Raw genomic sequence first — 20,519 nt, 5'->3', positions numbered from 1 at the left:
GCGATGAGTTTAAATCCTAGAGATGCCGTAATCGTCGACTACGCGCGTACGGCCATGGGTCGCTCGAAGAGTGGTGTATATCGCCATGTTCGCGCCGATGATATGTCCGCTGAGCTGCTGAAAAAGTTCATGCAGCGCAATGATAAGCTCGATCCCGCCGAGATCGATGACCTGATCTGGGGCTGTGTTATGCAGCGCGATGAGCAGGGCTTTAACGTAGCTCGCTTTATCCTGCTGCGCGCTGGTCTGCCACACACTATCCCGGCGCAAACCGTCAACCGCCTGTGCGGCTCCTCTATGTCCTCCCTGCATACTGCAGCTGCCAACATCCAGGCTGGCGTTGGCGATGTGTACGTTGTGGGTGGTGTTGAGCACATGGGTCACCTGAACATGATGGAGCATGTTAGCCCCAACCCAATGCTGGGTCGCTATATGGCTAAAGCTGCCGGCTCCATGGGTATGACTGCTGAATACTTGGCGATGATGCACGGTATCCAACGTCAGCAGATGGATGAGTTCGGTGCACGCTCTCACCATCGCGCTGCTGAAGCTACCAAGGCTGGCAAGTTCAATCGCGAAATTATCGCTATTGAAGGTCATGACGATGACGGCGTACCTTTCCTGGTTGAGACGGATCAAACCATCCGTCCGGACACCACCGTGGAAGGTCTGGCTCAGCTGAAGCCGGCATTCGATCCGAAGCACGGTCAGGTAACAGCTGGCACCTCCTCTCAGATCACTGACGGTGCCTCTGTGATGCTGGTAATGTCTGCTGAGCGCGCTCAGGCTTTGGGTATGACTCCTATTGCCCGCGTGAAAGAAATGGCGCTGGCTGGCGTTGATCCGTCCATTATGGGTTATGGCCCGGTGCCCTCTACCAAGAAGGCGCTCAAGAGAGCGGGTCTAACTGTTGGCGATATCGACAAGTTTGAGCTGAATGAGGCATTTGCGGCGCAGGCGCTGCCGGTGCTGAAAGACCTGGATCTGCTTGAGCAGATGGATGAGAAGGTCAACCTGTACGGTGGCGCTATTGCCCTGGGCCACCCCTTCGGCTGCTCTGGCGTGCGCATTACTGGCACCCTGCTGAGCGTTATGCAGAATGAGGGCGGCAACCTGGGTGTGTCTACCATGTGTATCGGTCTGGGGCAGGGTATTACCACTGTTGTAGAGCGAGTCTAAGGAAATTAGACCCCGAAAAAAGGCGCCTTTGAGGCGCCTTTTTTTATTTTATGAGAAAAGTGTTCAGTAAAGTGTTGAAGACCCCAAAATGCTGTGGCACAATCTGCACCCCTTGTCGCGATGGGCTCTAAAAAAGTAGCGAAAGCGCTTAAATATCAAAGAGTTAGCGGCAGGTTCGATTTGGGGACGTGGTGAAATTGGTAGACACGCCAGATTTAGGTTCTGGTGCCGAAAGGTGTGGGAGTTCGAGTCTCCCCGTCCCCACCAAATTAAAAGCCTTGAAGTCCGTGTGACTTGCCCTGGAGGGGTGGGTGCGGGCTTCTTGTGTATTTGGCGGCAGCACAAAAGTATTGTTTTGGTGCTGGGCCACGAGGTTGCTGACTAAGTCTCGGTGACCCGGTATTCGTTGGCGCTGCGGCGCGATTACAGAGATAGTCTCACGAGGATAAACATGCAGGTTTCCATCGAAACTACTTCCGGTCTGGAGCGTCGCTTAACGGTCAACTTGCCGGCAGAAATTGTCGACAAAGAAGTGGATAAGCGTCTCCAGCAGGCTGCTAAGACTGTTCGCATCAATGGCTTCCGCAAAGGCAAGGTGCCGATGAAGGTTGTTCGTCAGCGCTTTGGCGCCGGCGTTCGTCAGGAAGTTCTGGGTGAGGTAATGAGCCGTTCTTTCTACGAAGCGGTACAGAAGGAAGAGGTTAAACCTGCCGGCCAGCCTAGCATCGAAGCTAAGCAGACTGCTGCTGGCGAAAATCTGGAGTACGTTGCTACTTTCGAGGTTTACCCTGAAGTTGAACTCGCTGATCTGGCTGAGATCGCTGTAGAGCGTCCTGTTGCAGAAGTTACTGATGCTGACGTGAAGAACATGATCGATGTTCTGCGTAAGCAACAGTCTTCCTGGAAAGATACCAAGCGCAAAGCTCAAAAGGGCGATCGTGTTGTTATCAACTTTGTTGGTCGCAAAGACGGCGAAGAGTTTGAAGGTGGCAAGGCCGAAGGTCACCAGTTGGTACTGGGTTCCGGCCAGATGATCCCTGGCTTCGAAGAAGGCATTCTGGGCATGAAGCCCGGTGAAGAGAAAGACATTGATCTGACCTTCCCGGAAGATTACCAGGCAGAAGAGCTTCGCGGTGCTGCTGTTACCTTTAATATCAAGGTGACTTCTTCCGAGAAGCCTGAACTTCCCGAGCTGAACGAAGAGTTCTTCAAAGCTTACGGTGTTCAGGAAGGTGGCGAAGAGAAGTTCCGTGAGGAAGTTCGCAACAACATGCAGCGTGAGCTGAAAAATGCCGCTCTGAACAAAGTTAAGACCCAGATCATGGATCAGCTGTTCGAGAAGCATCCAGTTGAGCTGCCGTCCGCTCTGGTTGCCAGTGAAGTAACTACCCTGCGTGGTCAAATGGTTCAGCAGTTTGGTGGTCAGATCAAGGCTGAAGATGCCGAGCGCATGTTGCCTGATACTATGTTCGAAGAGCAGGCAAAACGCCGTGTAGTTCTCGGTCTGGTAGTCGGTGAGATTGTTAAGCAGAATGAACTTTCTGTTGATGCCGATCGCGTAAAGGCGAAAGTTGAAGAGCTGGCTTCTACCTACCAGCAGCCGCAAGAAGTGGTTGACTATTACTACAGCAACCGTGAGCTGCTGTCTGGTGTTGAGTCTGTTGTACTGGAAGACCAGGTTGTTGATCACGTACTGGCTTCAGCTAAAGTATCTGAAGTTGACAGCAGCTACGACGAAGTGATTAAGCCGCAAAAACAAGGCTAATCTCTCACTTCATTCAGGTGTAAGGTGGCGTCCGCTCAAGCGTGACGCCCCTACATCTCCTTCCTTTTTACCGGCTGGCTTTCTCTCGCCTGACCGGTTAAGCTCTGAAAACCAAATTTTTCAGCATGGGCATATGATGCCTATTCGCTGGCCTGCCGAATACGCCACAAAAGGAAGCAATGGTACCTATGGCACGAATTGATTTTCCAAAAGCTTCGATAGAGCCCTCAGCATCAGGTTTAGTTCCCATGGTGGTAGAACAAACCGCCAGAGGGGAGCGCTCATTTGATATTTATTCTCGCCTGTTAAAAGAGCGTGTGATCTTCCTGGTCGGGCCTGTAGAAGACCACATGGCCAATCTGGTTGTTGCGCAGCTGCTTTTCCTCGAGGCAGAAAATCCGGATAAGGATATTCACCTCTACATTAATTCACCGGGCGGCTCGGTAACTGCCGGCATGTCTATCTATGACACCATGCAGTTCATTAAGCCTGATGTCAGCACTATGTGCATTGGGCAGGCCTGTAGTATGGGCGCCTTCTTGTTGACTGCCGGTGCTGAAGGCAAACGCTTCGTAACACCAAACTCCCGTGTGATGATTCACCAGCCCAGCGGTGGGGCCCAAGGGCAGGCGAGCGATATCCACATTCACGCCCAGGAAATTCTCAAGATTCGTCATCGTTTGAATGAGCTCATGGCGCATCACTCTGGACGTCCAGTCAGTGATATTGAGAGGGATACAGAGCGCGACAACTTTATGAGCGCCGATGAAGCCAAGGAATATGGCTTGGTCGATGATGTATTGTCTCGCCGACAGGCATTCGATAAGTAGATTTTTCTACATTAAAAGTTTGCCGGAGGCGGATTTCAGCGAAAGTTGGTTTTTTTGACAGGCTGGCTTTCGTTGGGACTTGAAAATCACGCCAAAAGGCAGCATCTTGCTGGGTAAGCTGAATTTAGGGCCCTGGCCGGCCAGTGACGACGGAGTATTTTGATGACCGACAAAAGCAGCGGAGAAGACAGCGGAAAATTGCTGTACTGCTCTTTCTGTGGCAAAAGCCAACAGGAAGTGCGGAAGTTAATCGCTGGGCCGTCAGTCTTTATCTGCGATGAATGTGTCGAGCTGTGTACCGACATTATTCGTGAAGAAGTACAAGAGACTGCGGAGGGGCCTGAAGGGCGCCTGCCGACACCCCGTGAGATTACTGAAATCCTCGATCAGTATGTGATTGGGCAGGAGAGAGCCAAGCGTGTGCTGGCTGTCGCCGTATACAATCACTACAAGCGTCTGCGCACCAAGTCTGGTGTTAAAAGTAAGGATGAAGTAGAGCTCAGCAAGTCTAATATTTTACTGGTAGGCCCAACCGGTAGTGGTAAAACCCTTCTTGCCGAGACCCTGGCTCGCCTGCTCAATGTTCCTTTCACTATTGCCGATGCAACCACCCTGACCGAAGCTGGTTATGTGGGTGAGGATGTTGAGAATATCATCCAGAAGCTTTTGCAGAAGTGTGATTACGATGTAGAAAAAGCCCAGCAGGGTATCGTCTATATCGATGAGATCGACAAAATTTCGCGCAAGTCAGACAACCCTTCAATTACCCGTGATGTGTCCGGTGAAGGTGTGCAGCAAGCACTACTGAAGTTGATTGAAGGCACTGTGGCGTCTGTGCCGCCGCAGGGTGGACGCAAGCATCCGCAGCAGGAATTCTTGCAGGTCGACACCTCCAATATCCTGTTTATTTGTGGCGGCGCTTTTGCGGGGCTGGATAAGGTTATCCGCGATCGCTCGGAGAAGGGTGGAATTGGTTTCAGTGCAGAGGTTAAATCGAAGGATGGCACCAGTAATTTTGGTGAGATCCTGCGCGACCTGGAGCCTGAAGATCTGGTTCGTTACGGACTGATCCCGGAGTTTGTTGGCCGCCTACCGGTGACCGCAACTTTGGAAGAGTTGGACCGTGAGGCTCTGGTGCAGATTCTCACCGAGCCACGCAACGCTTTGACCAAACAGTACGCAAAACTGTTTGAGATGGAAGATGTAGAACTGGATTTCCGCCCCGATGCGTTGGATGCAGTTGCCACCAAGGCAATGGAACGGAAAACAGGCGCCCGTGGCCTGCGCTCTATCATGGAGTCTGTATTGTTGGAGACCATGTATGACATCCCGTCCACAGATAATGTGGTGAAAGTTGTGATTGACGAGGCGGTCATTAAAGGCGAATCAGCCCCGCTGCTGGTTTATGAGAGTGAGTCCCAGCCGCAGAAGGCGGCGCCGGAAGAGTAGCTCAAATCCCACCTCAAAAAGCCCCAATATTGGGGCTTTTTTTATAATTTTTTCTGATTACCCGGGTATCTAACTACCTGTCTGGGTATTCCTGGCTCGAATAGCACTCTTAGCTCGGCACAAATTGGTCGCGAGATTAGACTTGTATTTCGGGCCCTTCCCCCCCATTACTAGCATCTGAAGGGCGGTGGCCCAGGTTAAGCTGTCAATTCCAACAGCAGCATGATGCCGCGCCAAATACCCAGTGATAGGGCCGAGAGGAGTTCTATGGATCAGTCATCCGACACCACACTTGAATATCCGTTGTTGCCATTGCGCGATGTTGTTGTTTACCCCCATATGGTGATCCCGCTTTTTGTCGGCAGGGAAAAGTCCATAGAGGCCCTGGAAGAGGCCATGCGCAGGGATAAGCAGGTATTGCTTGTGGCGCAGCGAAAGGCATCTGAGGATGACCCAGGTGCAGACGATATCTATCGCGTGGGCACTATTGCCAGTGTCTTGCAGTTACTCAAACTCCCCGATGGCACTGTGAAGGTGCTGGTAGAAGGGGGGGAGCGCGTAAATATCCACGAAGTGATGGAGAGGGAGAACCATTTCGAGGCGACCGTTTCGCCGATGGAAACGCAGGAGTTGCCGGAAGGCGAAGCAGATGCCCTTGTGCGCTCTGTGATGTCTCAGTTTGAACAGTACGTTTCTGTAAGTAAGAAAGTCCCCAATGAGGTTATTACCTCTCTGTCGGGAATTGATGAACCTGGCCGCTTGGCAGATACCATTTCTGCGCATATGTCCCTTGAGTTGGCTCAGAAGCAAGAGCTTCTGGAGACTCTCAGTGTTAAAGAGCGTTTGGAGCATTTGCTGGGCCTTATGGATGCTGAAATCGACCTGATCCAGGTGGAAAAACGCATTCGTGGGCGTGTGAAAAAGCAGATGGAGAAAAGCCAACGCGAGTACTATCTCAATGAGCAGATGAAGGCGATTCAAAAAGAATTGGGCGAGATCACCGAAGAGCCCAATGAAATTGAAGAGCTGGAAAACAAAATTGCCGAATCCGGCATGAGTGCGGAGGCAGAGAAGAAAACCCGCGCTGAGCTGGCTAAATTGAAAATGATGTCGCCTATGTCTGCGGAAGCTTCGGTTTTACGCAGTTATATCGACTGGATGTTGAGCCTGCCCTGGAAAAAAGCCAGCCGGGTGAGACACGATTTGGTTAAAGCCGAGGAAATTCTCGAGAAAGAACACTACGGCTTGGAAGAGGTTAAAGAGCGGATTCTGGAATACCTCGCAGTACAGAAGCGAGTGAAGAAAGTGAAAGGGCCGATCTTGTGCTTGGTTGGGCCTCCCGGGGTGGGTAAAACCTCCCTCGGTCAATCTATCGCCCGAGCAACAAATCGTCAGTATGTGCGTATGGCCCTGGGCGGCGTTCGTGATGAAGCTGAGATTCGCGGGCATCGACGCACTTATATTGGCTCATTGCCGGGCAAGCTGATTCAGAAAATTTCGAAAGTTGGAGTGAAGAATCCCCTGTTCCTGCTCGACGAAGTCGACAAAATGGGGATGGATCAGCGCGGCGATCCCGCCTCAGCGCTTCTTGAGGTTTTGGATCCGGAGCAGAATAAAACCTTCAATGATCACTACTTGGAAGTGGATTACGACCTTTCCGATGTGATGTTTGTCTGCACCTCTAACTCAATGAATATTCCAGGCCCGTTGCTGGATCGTATGGAAGTTATTCGAATCCCCGGTTATACCGAGGACGAAAAACTGAATATTGCTCAGCGTTATCTTGTGCCGAAGCAGCGCAAGGCCAACGGCCTTAAAGATGATGAGCTGGATCTCTCTGATGACAGTATCCGAGATATTGTCCGCTACTACACCCGTGAAGCAGGTGTGCGTGGCCTGGACCGGGAGATTGCCAAGATCTGCCGCAAGGTAGTAACGGAGCACGTTCGCAATCCTTCAGAGAAGAAGGCTGTAATACAGCCAGAGCAACTTGAAGAGCTTCTCGGTGTTCGCAAGTTTGATTTTGGCCGCGCAGAAGAAGAGGACAAAATCGGAATTGTTACCGGTCTCGCCTGGACCGAGGTGGGTGGTGAGCTTCTTAACATTGAGGCTTCAGCTGTGCCGGGCAAAGGGCGCATGATCAAAACGGGCTCCCTTGGCGATGTTATGCAGGAGTCTATCCAGGCGGCCTTGACGGTTGTGCGTTCGCGCTCCCAGGCACTGGGAATAGGTCCGGACTTCCACGAGACTCGCGATATTCATATCCACGTGCCTGAAGGTGCCACCCCCAAAGATGGCCCTTCGGCGGGTATTGCCATGTGCACCGCTTTGGTGTCTGTACTGACGGATATTCCCGTTCGCTCAGATGTGGCGATGACTGGAGAAATTACTCTGCGTGGAGAAGTTTTAAGAATTGGTGGTCTTAAAGAAAAGTTATTGGCAGCGCATCGGGGCGGTATAAAAACTGTACTGATTCCTGCTGATAACGAGCGAGACCTGAAGGATATTCCCGATAATATTCTCCAGGACTTGGTAGTTAGGCCCGTTAAGTGGATCGATCAGGTACTTGAGCTGGCGCTCGAACACAAGCCTGAATCCCTGTCTGATGAAGAGTATTCCGCCTTACAGAAAAAGGCAGAGGAGCGCTCGCAGCGAGGAATCCAAACTCACTGACTCTTGTAAAGGGGTGACTTTTGTCGCCCCTTTACAACTTGCAAGGCCAAAACTTCGCCAATCAGGCTATCTACGCTGCTTGAAAAGTGTGCATCTGCCCGGAAACCCGCATGGTTCCTTGACCCGCTTCTGGGCAGTTGGTATAAAACGGGGCTTATTGCCCGGCGCGTAAATTGCCGAAGGCTAAAAAATTTAAAGTATGGGTGTCTTTTGTAGACCACCCGAAGCATATTTAAAAAGAACAGAGGGATTAAGCGTGAATAAGTCCGAACTGATTGAAGCAATTGCCGCATCTGCAGATATTCCAAAAGCAGCAGCTGGCCGTGCTTTGGACGCAATGGTTGATAGCATCACTGATGCCCTGAAAAAAGGTGATCAAGTTGCCCTCGTTGGCTTTGGTACCTTTGCTGTGAAAGAGCGTGCAGCTCGTACTGGTCGCAATCCTCGCACTGGCGATCCCATTGAAATCGCTGCGGCAAAAATTCCTAACTTCAAGGCCGGTAAAGCCCTGAAAGACGCTGTAAACTAAGTTTTCAGCAGGCTTTGAGACTTTGTAAAAGAGTCTGAATGTCAAAGAGGCGTGTCAGTTGGGATGCGCCTTTTTTGTATCTGATAGTAGTTAAAAACAATTAATTTTCGGAGCTGAGCATGCTTCAGTCCATGCGTGACAACCTGAAAGGGACAGCCGCGATTATTGTCGCAGCCTTTTTCGGTTTTATTATGGTCATTGGGGGAATTGATTTCTTCACCGGTGCCAGTGGAGGTGCTGCCGATGCGGTAGCCGAGGTTAATGGCGAAAAAATTACAAACTTGGACTTGCAACGCGCAATTCAAAATCGCCGCAATATGATCATTAGTCAGTACGGCGAAGATGTGCCCGCTGATTTAATCAGCGATGAGCAGTTGCGTGAGCCAGTTTTACGCCAGTTGGTTTCCAGTGCTGTGATGCGCCAAGCTGCTCAGGACAGCGGTATGGTGATGAGCTCTGCGGCGGTCGACAGAGCGATCGTGGGAATTCCGGCTTTTCAGGTGAACGGCAGTTTTGATCCGCAAATGTACCGCGATGCTTTGCGTCGTATGGGGTATAGCCCTGCAGGCTTCCGCCAGATTATGGAAAATGATATGGCGCTGGAGCAGTACGCAAACAGTGTTGTTGAAAGTGCTTTTACTACCCAGGCGGATGCAGAGCAGATTGTTGCGGCCTCTATGGAAGAGCGTGATTTTGATTACGTGGTGATGCCAGTTGAAGGCCTGCTAGCAGAGACTCAGGTTTCGGATGCTGAGATAGAGCAGTATTACCAGGAGAATCAAGGGCAATACCAGCGTCCAGAGCAGGTGGCGGTTGAGTATATTGAGCTAACTCCTGAAGTATTTGCCGGTAACATTGATATTTCTGAAAGCGATGTTCGCGCTCAGTACGAGCAAGAGCTGAAAGGTTTCGCATCGGAACTTCGCCGTCGTGCTGCACATATATTGCTTGAAGAAGCTGACGCAGAAAAGATTGCTGAGATTCAGAGCAAACTGGATGCCGGCGAAGATTTTGCCGAGTTGGCAAAGACTTACTCCCAAGACGTAGGCTCTGCGGAGGAAGGTGGTGAGTTGGGTTACACCACGGGTGATGTATTCCCAGAGGCATTCGAGCAGGCCTTGGCCGCGCTTGAAGTGGGTCAGGTTTCTGCTCCAGTGACCACCGATAGTGGAACTCACTTTATCAAGCTGCTGGAAGTAGAGCAGAGTGAACCGCCGAGCTTTGAAGAGCAAAAAGTGGCGATCGAAAAGCGACTGCGTGCGTCCGTTGCCGAGCGCGAGTTTGTTGATGCCTTGTCCCGTCTCGCCGATCTGGCATACAACGCGGATAACCTGGCTGAGCCCGCTGAAGAGTTGGGTGTTCCCCTGAAGACTGCCGATCTGTTTTCTCGTGAGAGCGCATCTGGCGTGCTTTCTAACGGGCAGGTTATCGAGGCTGCCTTCTCTGTGGAAGTGAAGGAGGATGGCAATACTTCAGATGTGATCAACCTGAACAATGAGCACTCTGTCGTTTTGCGGGTCACCGACTCTAAGCCCGCAGGTACCTACCCTCTGGAAGAGGTTCGCCAGCAAATTGTTGACCGTTTGAAGCGTGATAAGGCCAGTGAGCAGTTGGCTAAGCAAGCGGAAGAGCTGAAAGAGAAACTCGCTACTGGTACTAGTTTTGCGGAACTGGCGGAAGCGCAAGGTTTAACCCTGGAGACCAGTGATAAAACTCGTCGCGGTGGTTTTGCTCAGCGCGGCGAGATTAATGCCAAGGCATTTGCATTGCCTGCACCATCTGCTGGCAAAGATGAAGTGACCAGCTTCGCTACAAATAATGGTGACCTGGTAGTTCTCGATCTGCGCAGCGTGCGCCCGGGCGAACTGTCCAAGCAGAGCAAAGAGCAGCGTCAGGCACTGATGCAGCAATTGGCCTCTGTAAATGGCGGGGCTGAGTTAGCAGCGATCCAGCGCTACTTGTCCGATCAGGCAAAAATCGATCTGGCCTCTTCTGCCGAGTAACGGTTGTTATCAAGCCATAAAAAAACCCGGCAATTGCCGGGTTTTTTTATGGCTAACTCCCTGTAGGGAAGTGGGCGCTTTAAGTGTTGCTGGCACTATCCACAAATAAGGTTAAGCGCTGTCCGGGTTGTAAATACTTGGACTTGTTTATCTTATTCCAGCGGAGAATATCATCGATTTCAATACTGAATTTATTGGCTATCCGATATAGAGAGTCGCCGCTGCGTACCCGGTAAGAAACCTTGCGGGTAGTGCGGTTGTTCTCTGATACTGCGGGGGAGCCGTTGTAAGCCACCAGGGTGCGTCCAGGGCGCAGGGTGTCTCCCGGTGCCATGCTGTTCCAGCTGGCCAGTTGCTTTACGGTCACATCCAGCTTGCGTGAAATCCCCCAAAGGCTGTCGCCAGGGCGTACAGTGTAATTAACTTTCTGGCCCTTGCCGGAAGACTGCTTGCGTTTAACTCGCTGATCGAGTGCGTAGGCATACTGTCCCGCGGGGCCCGATGCGCTGGGGATTAACAGTGTTTTACCGGCGCGAATATTATTGCTGCGCAGTTTGTTTGTCTCGCGTATCGCTCCGACGGTGGTCTGGTAGCGTCGAGCGATAGTGGAAAGGGTGTCGCCTCGGGCAATGGTGTAGCGCTGCCAGCTTACCCTCTCTTCCTTGGGAAGTTGTGCCAGGGCGCTCTCAAACTTTTCCTGGGTCTCTATTGGAATCAGTAGTTGGTGGTTTCCGTTGGGGTCGGTTGCCCAGCGGTTATAGCCTGGGTTCAGTAGGTACAGCTCTTCTATCTCAATTTCTGCAAGTTCCGCAGCTTGGGCCAGATCGATCTGACTGCCTACATCGACACGGGCGTAGTAGGGCTCATTGGAGACATCATGCAGTGGGATTTTGTAATGGTCCGGGCGGGATATAACCTCCGCCAGAGCCAGCAGCTGGGGTACATAGCGCTTGGTTTCCCGCGGCAGTTTGAGATCCCAATAACTGGTGCCAAGCCCGTTGCGACGATTGCGCTCTACGGCTCTGCGAACCGTTCCCTCACCGGCGTTGTAAGCAGCGAGTGCCAGCTCCCAGTCCCCATCAAAGCGATCGTGTAGGTAGTTGAAGTACTTTGCCGCAGCCTGGGTGGATTCATGGACATCGCGGCGTCCGTCATACCACCAGTTTTGCTCGAGCCCGAAAGAGCGCCCGGTGGCCGGGATAAACTGCCACATACCGGAAGCCCGGGCGTGGGAGTAGGCGAAGGGGTCGTATGCACTCTCGACAATGGGGAGCAGCGCTAATTCAAGTGGGAGATTTGCCTGTTCCAGCTGTTCTGCAACATGGAAAATATAGCGACGAGAGCGCTCCGTTACCCGAGCCATATAGCCCTCGTTGCGGGCGAAGTAAGCAATATATTCCTTAACCTTGGGGTCGCTGGTGTGGTGATCCAGGGCGAACCCCTGACGAAGTCTTGCCCAGATGTCTACGGGGGGAGGGACCGCTTCAGAGGGTTCGTGTTTTTTAACAGCTCGGTCACTCGCGACAGAGGTTTCCTCTGCAGGGATATTTTCAGTTTCAGGCGCAGAGGCCTGTTCCGGTAATTGCGAGCAGGCCCCTACCGTAGCGGCTAGTAATGCTACGGCAAAATTCTTGTGAACCATGTGTGATATCCGCGAGTCTTTCTTGTAATTCATCCTGACGCATTTCAGAACAATTATTGGTAAAGCGCCAGGCATTTGGTCAATTACTTTCGATTCTAATTAGGCAAATTAGTTTCGGTCAATATTGACGGTTAAAAAGTATGCGAATTGCTAGTTTATCACCCAGCCTGAGGGGAGTTTAGGTGAAGTTGGGCGTTTAGAAGTTGTCCTTCCAGCCGCGCAAGCTCGCAAAAATATCTACGTTATCGCTTCCGTCATTTAACTCCGGTCTCGAATTGATAGCTGTCTGCCTAACTTCCGGATACTGACAGCGAAGAAATGGGTTGGTGTCTAGCTCAAGGGCGATAGTTGAAGGCAAAGTTGGCTTGTTTTCTACTCTCAAGGCTTTGCACTGAGCAACCCTTGCCTCAATGGCTTGATTGTTAGGCTCTACCGCTTGGGCAAACTTCAGGTTGGCGAGTGTGTACTCGTGTGCAGGATAAACAAAAGTTGCGGCGGGTAATTTACTGAGCTTTTGCAGAGAATGGTACATCTGCTCTGGAGTGCCTTCGAACAACCTGCCGCAGCCAGCGGAAAAAAGAGTGTCACCACAAAAAAGGTGTAATTGTTCACCGCCTGCTGCTGTGGTTTCATTCAAAACCAAAGCTAAGTGGTCTAGAGTGTGCCCCGGAACAGCGTGTACCTTGAAGGGCATGCCAAGGACCTGTAAGGAATCTCCACCGGCAATGGGGTGAGTGACACCAGGTATGTGCTCGGGGCCATAGACAGGGCACTGGTACTGGTGGCAAAGCGTTTCGATGCCACCGGTATGGTCATAGTGGTGATGAGTAATGAGAATGCCGCTGAGCCTGGTCCCCTCTAGGGCCTTTTCTACTGGCACAGCATCACCAGGGTCGACTACCCAGTGCTGGCCATCTTTTTGCAGGTGCCAGATATAGTTGTCATTAAAGGCGGGGATTGGCGTGATGGATAGCATAATCGAATCGTCTTTTCGCTGAATAGCAGAACAATATCATGGAAGGCGTGAGACGGTGTGAATTGTTACCTGAGGACTGGTTTACTTAGAGTAAGGCCCTGGAAACATCGCCCGAGTGTAGAATTGAATAGCTGTTAGATTGATCAATGGAGATATGATGACCGGAAAGAGCAGGCCTGGTAATGATGAGGAGCAATCCCCTCTTGGCAAGGTCTGCCCAGCGCTATCCCATTGGTTTTCCAGTTCGCTGGGAGAGGAGATTCTCTCGCAACAGCTGGCGTTGGCCCAACCCTTAGTGGAGGGCTTTTTCGGTTACCACTTTCTACAGGCCAGTGTGACCCAGTCCGTTGACTTTGGCGCCTCCAGCCGTATCAATCATCGTTTTCGATTGGGGGCAACTTCTGAGCAGGGCGGGGCTGCGATAGTGGAGTTCGAGCAACTGCCCCTCCCCGCCGATTCAATCGATGTAGTACTGCTGCATCACCTTTTGGACTTTTCCAGTCATCCCCACCAAGTATTGAGAGAGGCGGCCAGGGTTTTGATACCCGGTGGTCATATGCTGCTAATCGGGTTTAACCCGTTTTCCTTGCTCGGCTTGTCCCGCCTGCTATTTTCCAGGGGGGCTTACCAGCGCGGAAATCAACTGCGTGCTGCTCGAATTGCCGACTGGATGAATCTGTTGGACTTGCAGGCTGAGAGGGTAGATCGCGGCTTCTTCCGCTTGCCATTACAGCAAAAGGAATTGCTTTCCAAGACGGCTTGGATGGAGCGCCTTGGCTCCCGCTTGCACTTGCCATGGGGGGGCTTTTACATCATAGTCGCCCGCAAAGAAGTGGCACGTGTTCGCACTATTAAAATCAATTGGCGGGCCGAGAGAAAGCCCGCTTTGGTTGCCACCCCGTCGAGCCCTCGCGTTGCAGCACGCGGGAAGCATCAAAAGCGCTGATTTCGCTGAAAATCGGCCCCATATCTAATTTTGGCGTAAGTTTTGAAACAAATTACTATCTATACAGATGGCGCTTGTCGTGGTAATCCTGGTCCCGGCGGTTGGGGTGCCCTGTTGGTGTACGGTGAGCGGGAGAAAGAGTTGTTTGGTGGGGAGGCGCATACCACCAATAATCGTATGGAATTGTTAGCTGCAATCAAAGCTCTGGAGGCTCTTAAACAGCCGTGCAAAGTTGATTTACATACTGACTCACAGTACCTGCGCCAGGGCATTACCGGCTGGATTAACAACTGGAAAAAGAACGGTTGGAAAACGGCGAGTAAGAAGCCTGTCAAAAATGCAGACCTATGGCGGCAGTTGGATGAGAGCGTCTCCCAGCATGATGTGGAGTGGCACTGGGTTAAAGGTCATGCCGGCCACCCAGGCAATGAGCGGGCCGATCAGTTGGCAAATCGCGGCGTCGATGAGCTGGAGTCCTGAGGGGAATATTGCATATGCGTCAAGTGGTTCTCGATACAGAGACAACAGGTCTCGATCCCAAAAGCGGCCATCGTATTATTGAAATTGGTTGCGTAGAGCTGGTTAACCGGAAGTTGACTGGCCGTCACTATCACCAGTACATCAACCCGCAGCGACAAGTGGAAGATGGGGCTATTGAGGTCCATGGAATTACTAATGAATTCCTGGCGGACAAACCCGTATTCGCTCAGGTCGCCGATGAATTTATGACCTTCTGTGAAGGTGCAGAGCTGGTTATTCACAACGCGCCCTTCGATGTCGGTTTTATTGATGCTGAGCTGAGGCTGCTGGGTAATCCGCGCTGGCGCAATGTCAATGCGCATTGTGGGGTTTTGGATACCCTGACAATGGCCCGGGAAAAGCACCCTGGGCAGAAAAACAATCTGGACGCCCTTTGTAAGCGCTACTTTGTCGATAACTCCCAGCGGGATTTGCACGGCGCATTACTGGATGCGGAGATTCTTGCCGACGTCTACCTGATGATGACCGGTGGCCAAACCGATTTGGTGTTGGCACAGGGTGATTCCTCGGAAGGGGAGGAAGGTAAGAAGGCGGAAAATGATGTGGCGGGTGAAGCCATTCGTCGCCTATCGGCAGATCGCGCGCCCCTGCTAGTAGCGCGTGCTACGCCACAGGAAGCTGAAGCGCATCAATCGATGCTAGGTTTGCTGGAGAAATCAGCGGGTAAACACTTCTGGTAGCACATCAATGAAGAGGTGTTCTCTTTAACCTTGATGTTTATTGTGCTTTTCTTTTTCTGAGTGGGTGGGAATTATCAATCCCCACCCATCCAGATAGTCTCTAATACAAGCTCTCTTTAGATCGCGTAGACCACGCAAATCAAAGCAACAATACTCAGTACGATGGTGTAGGGCAGAGCCATGATCACCATGCGGCCATAAGATAGGCGTATGAGAGGTGCCAGGGCCGATGTCAGCAGGAACAAAAATGCAGCTTGTCCATTGGGAGTGGCAACGCTGGGTAGGTTGGTTCCGGTATTGATGGCAATGGCCAGCTTGTCAAAATGTTCTCGGGTAATGTCGCCTGCAGTGAGGGCAGCTTTAACTTCGTTAATATAAACCGTTGCCACAAAAACATTGTCGCTAATCATCGACAAGATACCGTTTGCCATGAATAGCAATCCTGGTTGCTGTTCGGGCTTTTGTGCGAGAACGAAGTTGGTTACAGGCTCGAATAGGTGTTGCTGGTGAATCACTGCAACAATTGCAAAGAAAACCACGAGCAGTGCAGTAAATGGCAGTGCCTCTTCAAACGCGTGGCCGATTCTAGCTTCTTGAACAACGCCGTTAAACGAGGTCAGAAGTACAATAATCATCAGGCCAATGATACCGACTTCGGCAACATGAAATGCCAGGGCAAAAACCAGAACCACAGCGACAATGCCCTGAATCCACAGCTCGGCAACCTGAGCCGAGGTGCGCTTCTTTTCTTCCTCTTTGGAAAAATTAACCAGTACCTCACGTACGGCGCTAGGGAGCTGGGCTCCATAGCCAAACATTTTAATTTTCTCTAAAAAGAAACAAGTAACTAGGCCGGCAAAGAATGTTGGAATGGTTACTGGGGCCATCTGCAGGAAAAACTGTACAAATTCCCACCCGGCTTTCTCAGCGATTAGTAGGTTTTGCGGTTCTCCAACCAAGGTGCAAACACCACCGAGAGCAGTGCCTACGGCGCCATGCATGATCAGGCTGCGAAGGTAGGCTCGAAACTGGTCCAAGTCTTCGCGGTGATACTCCACGACATGCTCATCGTTGGAGTGGTCGTGGTCGTTGTGATGGTGTGGCTGCTGGGAGGCGACCCGGTGATAGACTGAGTAAAAGCCTACGGCAACCGCAATCAGAACAGCAGTTACGGTCAAGGCATCTAAGAATGCTGACAGTACTGCAGATACAGCACAGAAAAGTAGTGACAGCAGAGATTTTGAATTCACATTAATCAAAATTTTAGTGAATACAAATAGAAGCAGGCTCTTCATGAAGTAAATGCCGGCCACCATAAACATTAGCAGCAGAATAACTTCGATATTCTCAACTACCTCGTGGTAGACGGCATCGGTGCTTGTCATACCCATCAATACGGCTTCAATTGCGAGTAGTCCGCCGGGTTGAAGTGGGTAACACTTCAGGGCCATCGCCAGGGTAAAAATGAATTCACCAATAAGGACCCAGCCTGTTACAAAAGGCCCCGATACATACAGTATTAATGGGTTGAGAAGCAAAAAGGCGGCTATGGTCAATTTGTACCAGTCAGGCGCTTCGCCGAGAAAATTTTCGGCAAAGGCGCGACCAAATCCGCCGCCGGATGCCGCAATGGTGTTGTTGTAAGTGTTCATCATTTACTTCCTTGGTTAACCCATTGGTGTGGGTCAAAATGGAATCTTTGGGAATCGGCGGTGTATGCGAAATAGATACCTGAGCTCAATTATCGCTGCGTGCTTCCCCGGGTTTATTGTGCACAGATTGATTGGTTTTTGTTCTTTAACACAAAAAAACGTACAGCTTTAAACTTGAAAGTAGCAAACGCTACTGGGTTTTCTGGAAAATTCAAGTAATTTAGGGGCTTCAGCCCCGCCGCTAGGTTATTTGTCGATTATTCGGTGGAAATTGTTTGGCGAAAGGTGGACTCTTTTATTTATTGGGGTAAATTGCCCTTAATGAGGCCAGAATCATCCTGATCTGGTTGTTTTTTGTTCGATTATAGGAAGAATGCAGCGGTGCAGCCAAAGACTGAATTGCGCAAGATCAATATCACTTCTGTCAATGTAGTGAAGGATGAGCTGGTAGCTACCATCGATAATGCCGCCTCACACTTGGATAAATTTGCCGCGGATACTTCCCAAAAGCAGGCTCTTGAACAGAGTTTGGCTGCACTCAGGCAGGTCAGTGGAGTATTGCAGATGGTGCAGCTCCAGGCAGCTGAGCTCCTCGCCCAAGAGAAAATCAAAGCGCTTACAGAGGTATTAGAGGAGAGACAGAGCGCCTCAGAAGAACTGATGGAAGCGCTGGGTACAGGTTTTTACGTAATGGGACGCTACTTGGAATTTGTTCAAAGTCGTGCCATTGCCCGTCCAGAATTGCTGATCCCCTATATCAATAATTTGCGCGCGGCCCGGTCCCAGCCCCCTGTGCCGGAAAGTCATTTTTTCCGTTGTAACTTGGAGGGAGCTGTGCCTGGTGCAGGGGCTTCTGCGGTTATGTCGGAAGACTTGAATAGTTTTGTTCGCCGATTCCGTCATATGTACCAGGTTGGTTTGTTGGCTCTGTTGCGAGGTAAACCTCGGGGCCCAGCGTACACGATGATGTCTCGTGCCCTTGAGAGAATCGCAAGCATCACCATGGGGCGCCCAAACGGGCGTTTATGGGTGGTAGCAGGGGCGGCACTTGCAGGCATGGCCTCCCAAGAAATGCGCATCAGTCGATCCCGGGTGATGGTTTTCAGTATGTTTGATCGCTGGCTGCGAGCATTACAAAAAGAGTGCGACACAGCTTTAGATCAGCCTGCGCCACCAATTTTGCTGAAAGAGTGCCTCTATTGGCTGACTCTTTCCAAGCCCGAGGGCTTTGGTGGCAAGTTGCTGGAGGCTTTCTCCGCAGAGCCTCTTGATTACAGTGAAGAGGAATTAGAGCGGGAGCGAGCCACCCTTGGAGGCCCCGGCGCCACGGCAATTACCGCAGTTGCTAACGCCTTAGAGGAGGAGTTGTCCGGTGTGCGCCGAATGTTGGATGACGCTGAGTTAATTGGTACTACTTCCTTGGATGCAGAAGATGGCCTCGCTTCTTCTCTACAGAGAGTGGCCGGTACCTTGCAGATGCTCAACTTTAAGCGGGTTGGAGAGAGTCTGCGCAGCGCGGTTGCGGAATACCAGAGTGCCTCCGGCGCGGGCGGATCCATAGCGGACAGCGCACTGCAGAAACTGACAGGCCAGGTGTTGATGGTCGATAGCACGGTAAGAGCGCTCAAGCAGAGTACTTCTATTGATCTGGATGAATACGGTCATGCGGATATTGCCTTTGAGCACAGCCAACTGGCGGAAGCGGAAGTGGCTGTACTTAAAGAGGCTGAAGCCGGTTTGGCGTTGATTAAGCGAGCGCTGGCGGCCTATGCAGAGTCCGACTTTGATCATGGCCATATTCGCAATGTTTCCACTACTTTGAACTCAGTGCGCGGAGGCTTGATTGTTCTCAACTTAAGTAGAGCGGCGGCCGTAGTTGAAGGCTTGCTGAACTTTGTTGAGACTGTTATCGACCGCCATGATGCCGGTCCTGAAGTAGAGCAATCTTTGCATATTTTTGCCGATGCGATTATCAGCCTTGAGTACTATCTGGGAGAGGTAAAGCTGCATAGGCAAGCAGATATTCAATCCCTCAGTCTCGCTATCGAAAGCTTGACTGCTCTGGGTTATCCCGTTGAGGCCGTATAATTAAGGAGGTCTCCTTGGTAGATAAGTTTGTCCCAGCGGGTAATGTGTGGGCAGTTCCGGAATTTTCCCAGCATATCCTGATTGCTGATGGACTGATTCTCTGCCGAGGAGATTTTTTCCTCCACGACGCCCAGGTGTTGGTAGCGGAGGCTGTTCAATCCAGCCACTACTTGGGAGAGTTAAGTGGGCGGGCGTGTGGTGTCCACGTTTTGTCTCGCCAGGTTGAAATTGCCGGCTATGAATGGCGAAACCTACGCAGCCTGCTGACTTTGGTTGAGGAGCCGATGTTTGCATTGGCTGGGCGGGCGCTACAGATTTCCCATTGGGATAGCCAACATCGATTTTGCGGTCGTTGTGGCACTCCCACCATCTATCACTCTAATGATCGCGCTCGCACCTGCCCGGCTTGTGATCTTACTGTCTACCCCAGAATCTCCCCCTGTGTAATTATGCTTGTTACCCGAGGAGATGAGTGTCTCTTAGCTCGTCACGCCTCGCGTCGAAATGCAACTTATACGGCCCTCGCTGGGTTTATAGAGCCCGGTGAGAGTGCTGAGCAAGCGCTGGTGCGTGAAGTCTATGAGGAAGTGGGGCTCAAAGTGGGTGCCCTGGAGTATGTGGGGAGCCAGTCCTGGCCTTTTCCCGGGCAGTTGATGATCGGGTATTTGGCGGAGTGGCAAGGTGGGGGATTGTGCTTGGACCCCAATGAGATAGAAGAGGCAGACTGGTTCCACTACAGCTCATTGCCAGCTATACCGCCCATACAAACCCTGTCCGGCCGCTTGATCCACACTTTTGTCGAAAAGGCTGCAGCGAAGAACCGCCCGTAAGGTTGGTTTAAAGATGTTGCGCAGTATCAGGGAGTAGAAATCATAATGTATATAGCAATTACCTTTATTATTGCCATCCTGGCGTTGTTGTTTGTGTTTTGGGGGGCGCGAGTCCTGCTATCGGGAAATTGGTTCCTGGGGTTTATACGTGGTTCCGCCGGTCTTTTTCTTTTTGCAACTGCTCTTTGGATTGTTCTGATTGCTGCAGATGTTTACAGCTATAGAAACCTGGCTGAAGAGCATAGTGTTGGCATTGTTTCGTTTCGAAAAATTGCCGAGCAGCAATTTGAAGTCAAGTTTTCTGATTCGGATGGTATAGCGCAAAAGTTTGAATTGCTTGGGGATCAGTGGCAGTTGGATGCCCGAATGCTCAAGTGGCAGGGTCCATTAGCCCGCTGGGGAATTAAGCCCGCTTATCGTCTAGATAGGTTGAGTGGTCGCTATCTCACGCTACAGGATGAGCGAGCTCGCGAGCGTTCTGTCCATGAAATAGAGGGGGCGAACTATGGCGTGGATGTTTGGCAGTTTGTACGCGGTGTTGATCGCAAGTTGCCCTTTGTTGATGCGGTATATGGCAGTGCCACATTTCTACCTATGGAGGACGGTGCGGTTTACGAGGTGCGTATTAGCCACAGCGGTTTGTTGGCTCGCCCCCTTAATCAGCGAGCAACTTCCGCCCTGGAAGGTTGGCAGTAAAATACTGAAGCTAAATAAAAATTAGTTAAGACGGAAAATGG

The 20,519-nt window shown here is 51.3% G+C and carries 16 protein-coding genes and 1 tRNA gene; 14 read left to right on the top strand and 3 right to left on the bottom strand.

Features of this window, described 5'->3' with window-relative positions:
• The first annotated feature begins 3 nt into the window (after nt 1-3).
• The 8 genes from fadA (at nt 4) to ACJJIS_RS13405 (ending at nt 10,428) form a co-directional block, all read left to right on the top strand.
• On the top strand, nt 4-1,179 hold the full coding sequence (fadA, locus tag ACJJIS_RS13440; protein ID WP_475708322.1) for an acetyl-CoA C-acyltransferase FadA: 1,176 nt from the start codon (nt 4-6) through the stop codon (nt 1,177-1,179).
• 182 nt (nt 1,180-1,361) lie between these two features.
• Nucleotides 1,362-1,446 (top strand) — tRNA-Leu (locus ACJJIS_RS13435).
• Nucleotides 1,447-1,630: 184 nt separating this feature from the next.
• The gene (gene tig, locus ACJJIS_RS13430) at nt 1,631-2,944 is read left to right on the top strand and encodes a trigger factor (RefSeq protein WP_444905767.1); all 1,314 of its coding nucleotides are present in this window, start codon (nt 1,631-1,633) and stop codon (nt 2,942-2,944) included.
• Between the two features lie 188 nt (nt 2,945-3,132).
• On the top strand, nt 3,133-3,774 hold the full coding sequence (gene clpP / locus ACJJIS_RS13425; protein WP_282933430.1) for an ATP-dependent Clp endopeptidase proteolytic subunit ClpP: 642 nt from the start codon (nt 3,133-3,135) through the stop codon (nt 3,772-3,774).
• A gap of 162 nt (nt 3,775-3,936) precedes the next feature.
• Nucleotides 3,937-5,223, top strand: coding sequence for an ATP-dependent Clp protease ATP-binding subunit ClpX (gene clpX / locus ACJJIS_RS13420; protein ID WP_282933429.1), 1,287 nt, complete (start codon nt 3,937-3,939; stop codon nt 5,221-5,223).
• 267 nt (nt 5,224-5,490) lie between these two features.
• A complete protein-coding gene (gene lon, locus ACJJIS_RS13415; RefSeq protein ID WP_413665176.1) occupies nt 5,491-7,896 on the top strand; it encodes an endopeptidase La in 2,406 nt (801 codons plus the stop codon).
• A 199-nt stretch (nt 7,897-8,095) separates the two neighbouring features.
• Nucleotides 8,096-8,425 carry a non-specific DNA-binding protein Hbs gene (gene hbs, locus ACJJIS_RS13410; protein WP_255422880.1) on the top strand — a complete coding sequence of 110 codons (330 nt, stop codon included), beginning with the start codon at nt 8,096-8,098 and terminating at the stop codon, nt 8,423-8,425.
• Between the two features lie 119 nt (nt 8,426-8,544).
• Nucleotides 8,545-10,428, top strand: a complete 1,884-nt coding sequence (locus ACJJIS_RS13405) for a SurA N-terminal domain-containing protein (protein ID WP_475708321.1) — start codon at nt 8,545-8,547, stop codon at nt 10,426-10,428.
• A gap of 79 nt (nt 10,429-10,507) precedes the next feature.
• Here ACJJIS_RS13405 and ACJJIS_RS13400 read toward each other — a convergent pair whose 3' ends face one another.
• Nucleotides 10,508-12,070, bottom strand: a complete 1,563-nt coding sequence (locus ACJJIS_RS13400; RefSeq protein ID WP_444905765.1) for a LysM peptidoglycan-binding domain-containing protein — start codon at nt 12,068-12,070, stop codon at nt 10,508-10,510.
• Between the two features lie 196 nt (nt 12,071-12,266).
• The gene (gene gloB, locus ACJJIS_RS13395; RefSeq protein WP_475708320.1) at nt 12,267-13,046 is read right to left on the bottom strand and encodes a hydroxyacylglutathione hydrolase; all 780 of its coding nucleotides are present in this window, start codon (nt 13,044-13,046) and stop codon (nt 12,267-12,269) included.
• A gap of 157 nt (nt 13,047-13,203) precedes the next feature.
• Here gloB and ACJJIS_RS13390 point away from each other — a divergent pair, with 157 nt between their 5' ends.
• Genes ACJJIS_RS13390 through dnaQ form a run of 3 tightly spaced genes read left to right on the top strand, consistent with a single transcriptional unit; the run spans nt 13,204 to nt 15,212 of the window.
• Nucleotides 13,204-13,992, top strand: a complete 789-nt coding sequence (locus ACJJIS_RS13390) for a class I SAM-dependent methyltransferase (protein ID WP_413665180.1) — start codon at nt 13,204-13,206, stop codon at nt 13,990-13,992.
• Nucleotides 13,993-14,034: 42 nt separating this feature from the next.
• On the top strand, nt 14,035-14,472 hold the full coding sequence (gene rnhA, locus ACJJIS_RS13385) for a ribonuclease HI (protein ID WP_413665181.1): 438 nt from the start codon (nt 14,035-14,037) through the stop codon (nt 14,470-14,472).
• Nucleotides 14,473-14,486: 14 nt separating this feature from the next.
• Entirely contained in the window at nt 14,487-15,212 is a 726-nt protein-coding gene (gene dnaQ / locus ACJJIS_RS13380; RefSeq protein WP_444916099.1) for a DNA polymerase III subunit epsilon, read from the top strand.
• A 116-nt stretch (nt 15,213-15,328) separates the two neighbouring features.
• Here dnaQ and nhaB read toward each other — a convergent pair whose 3' ends face one another.
• Nucleotides 15,329-16,864: a sodium/proton antiporter NhaB gene (gene nhaB, locus ACJJIS_RS13375; RefSeq protein ID WP_444913384.1), complete on the bottom strand. Its 1,536-nt coding sequence runs from the start codon at nt 16,862-16,864 to the stop codon at nt 15,329-15,331.
• Between the two features lie 381 nt (nt 16,865-17,245).
• On the opposite strand from nhaB, the gene ACJJIS_RS13370 reads away from it, so the two are divergent.
• From ACJJIS_RS13370 to ACJJIS_RS13360, 3 genes are read left to right on the top strand one after another with little or no spacing between them, the layout of a single operon-like run.
• Nucleotides 17,246-18,952 carry a FimL-related protein gene (locus ACJJIS_RS13370; protein ID WP_444916100.1) on the top strand — a complete coding sequence of 569 codons (1,707 nt, stop codon included), beginning with the start codon at nt 17,246-17,248 and terminating at the stop codon, nt 18,950-18,952.
• Between the two features lie 14 nt (nt 18,953-18,966).
• Nucleotides 18,967-19,782, top strand: a complete 816-nt coding sequence (gene nudC, locus ACJJIS_RS13365; protein ID WP_444916693.1) for an NAD(+) diphosphatase — start codon at nt 18,967-18,969, stop codon at nt 19,780-19,782.
• A gap of 45 nt (nt 19,783-19,827) precedes the next feature.
• On the top strand, nt 19,828-20,478 hold the full coding sequence (locus ACJJIS_RS13360) for a cation/multidrug efflux pump (RefSeq protein WP_444916102.1): 651 nt from the start codon (nt 19,828-19,830) through the stop codon (nt 20,476-20,478).
• The last annotated feature ends 41 nt before the right edge of the window (nt 20,479-20,519 follow it).

This window comes from Microbulbifer maximicatervae (SeqCode) (genome assembly GCF_056231245.1).
This window is presented reverse-complemented; position numbering and strand designations above follow the sequence as displayed.

Excerpts from the sequence above, each read along its gene's own strand:
- fadA (WP_475708322.1), top strand. The coding sequence starts at position 4 with ATGAGTTTAAATCCTAGAGATGCCGTAATCGTCGACTACGCGCGTACG.
- tig (WP_444905767.1), top strand. The coding sequence starts at position 1,631 with ATGCAGGTTTCCATCGAAACTACTTCCGGTCTGGAGCGTCGCTTAACG.
- clpP (WP_282933430.1), top strand. The coding sequence starts at position 3,133 with ATGGCACGAATTGATTTTCCAAAAGCTTCGATAGAGCCCTCAGCATCA.
- clpX (WP_282933429.1), top strand. The coding sequence starts at position 3,937 with ATGACCGACAAAAGCAGCGGAGAAGACAGCGGAAAATTGCTGTACTGC.
- lon (WP_413665176.1), top strand. The coding sequence starts at position 5,491 with ATGGATCAGTCATCCGACACCACACTTGAATATCCGTTGTTGCCATTG.
- hbs (WP_255422880.1), top strand. The coding sequence starts at position 8,096 with ATGGGTGTCTTTTGTAGACCACCCGAAGCATATTTAAAAAGAACAGAG.
- ACJJIS_RS13405 (WP_475708321.1), top strand. The coding sequence starts at position 8,545 with ATGCTTCAGTCCATGCGTGACAACCTGAAAGGGACAGCCGCGATTATT.
- ACJJIS_RS13400 (WP_444905765.1), bottom strand. The coding sequence starts at position 12,070 with ATGGTTCACAAGAATTTTGCCGTAGCATTACTAGCCGCTACGGTAGGG.
- gloB (WP_475708320.1), bottom strand. The coding sequence starts at position 13,046 with ATGCTATCCATCACGCCAATCCCCGCCTTTAATGACAACTATATCTGG.
- ACJJIS_RS13390 (WP_413665180.1), top strand. The coding sequence starts at position 13,204 with ATGACCGGAAAGAGCAGGCCTGGTAATGATGAGGAGCAATCCCCTCTT.
- dnaQ (WP_444916099.1), top strand. The coding sequence starts at position 14,487 with ATGCGTCAAGTGGTTCTCGATACAGAGACAACAGGTCTCGATCCCAAA.
- nhaB (WP_444913384.1), bottom strand. The coding sequence starts at position 16,864 with ATGAACACTTACAACAACACCATTGCGGCATCCGGCGGCGGATTTGGT.
- ACJJIS_RS13360 (WP_444916102.1), top strand. The coding sequence starts at position 19,828 with ATGTATATAGCAATTACCTTTATTATTGCCATCCTGGCGTTGTTGTTT.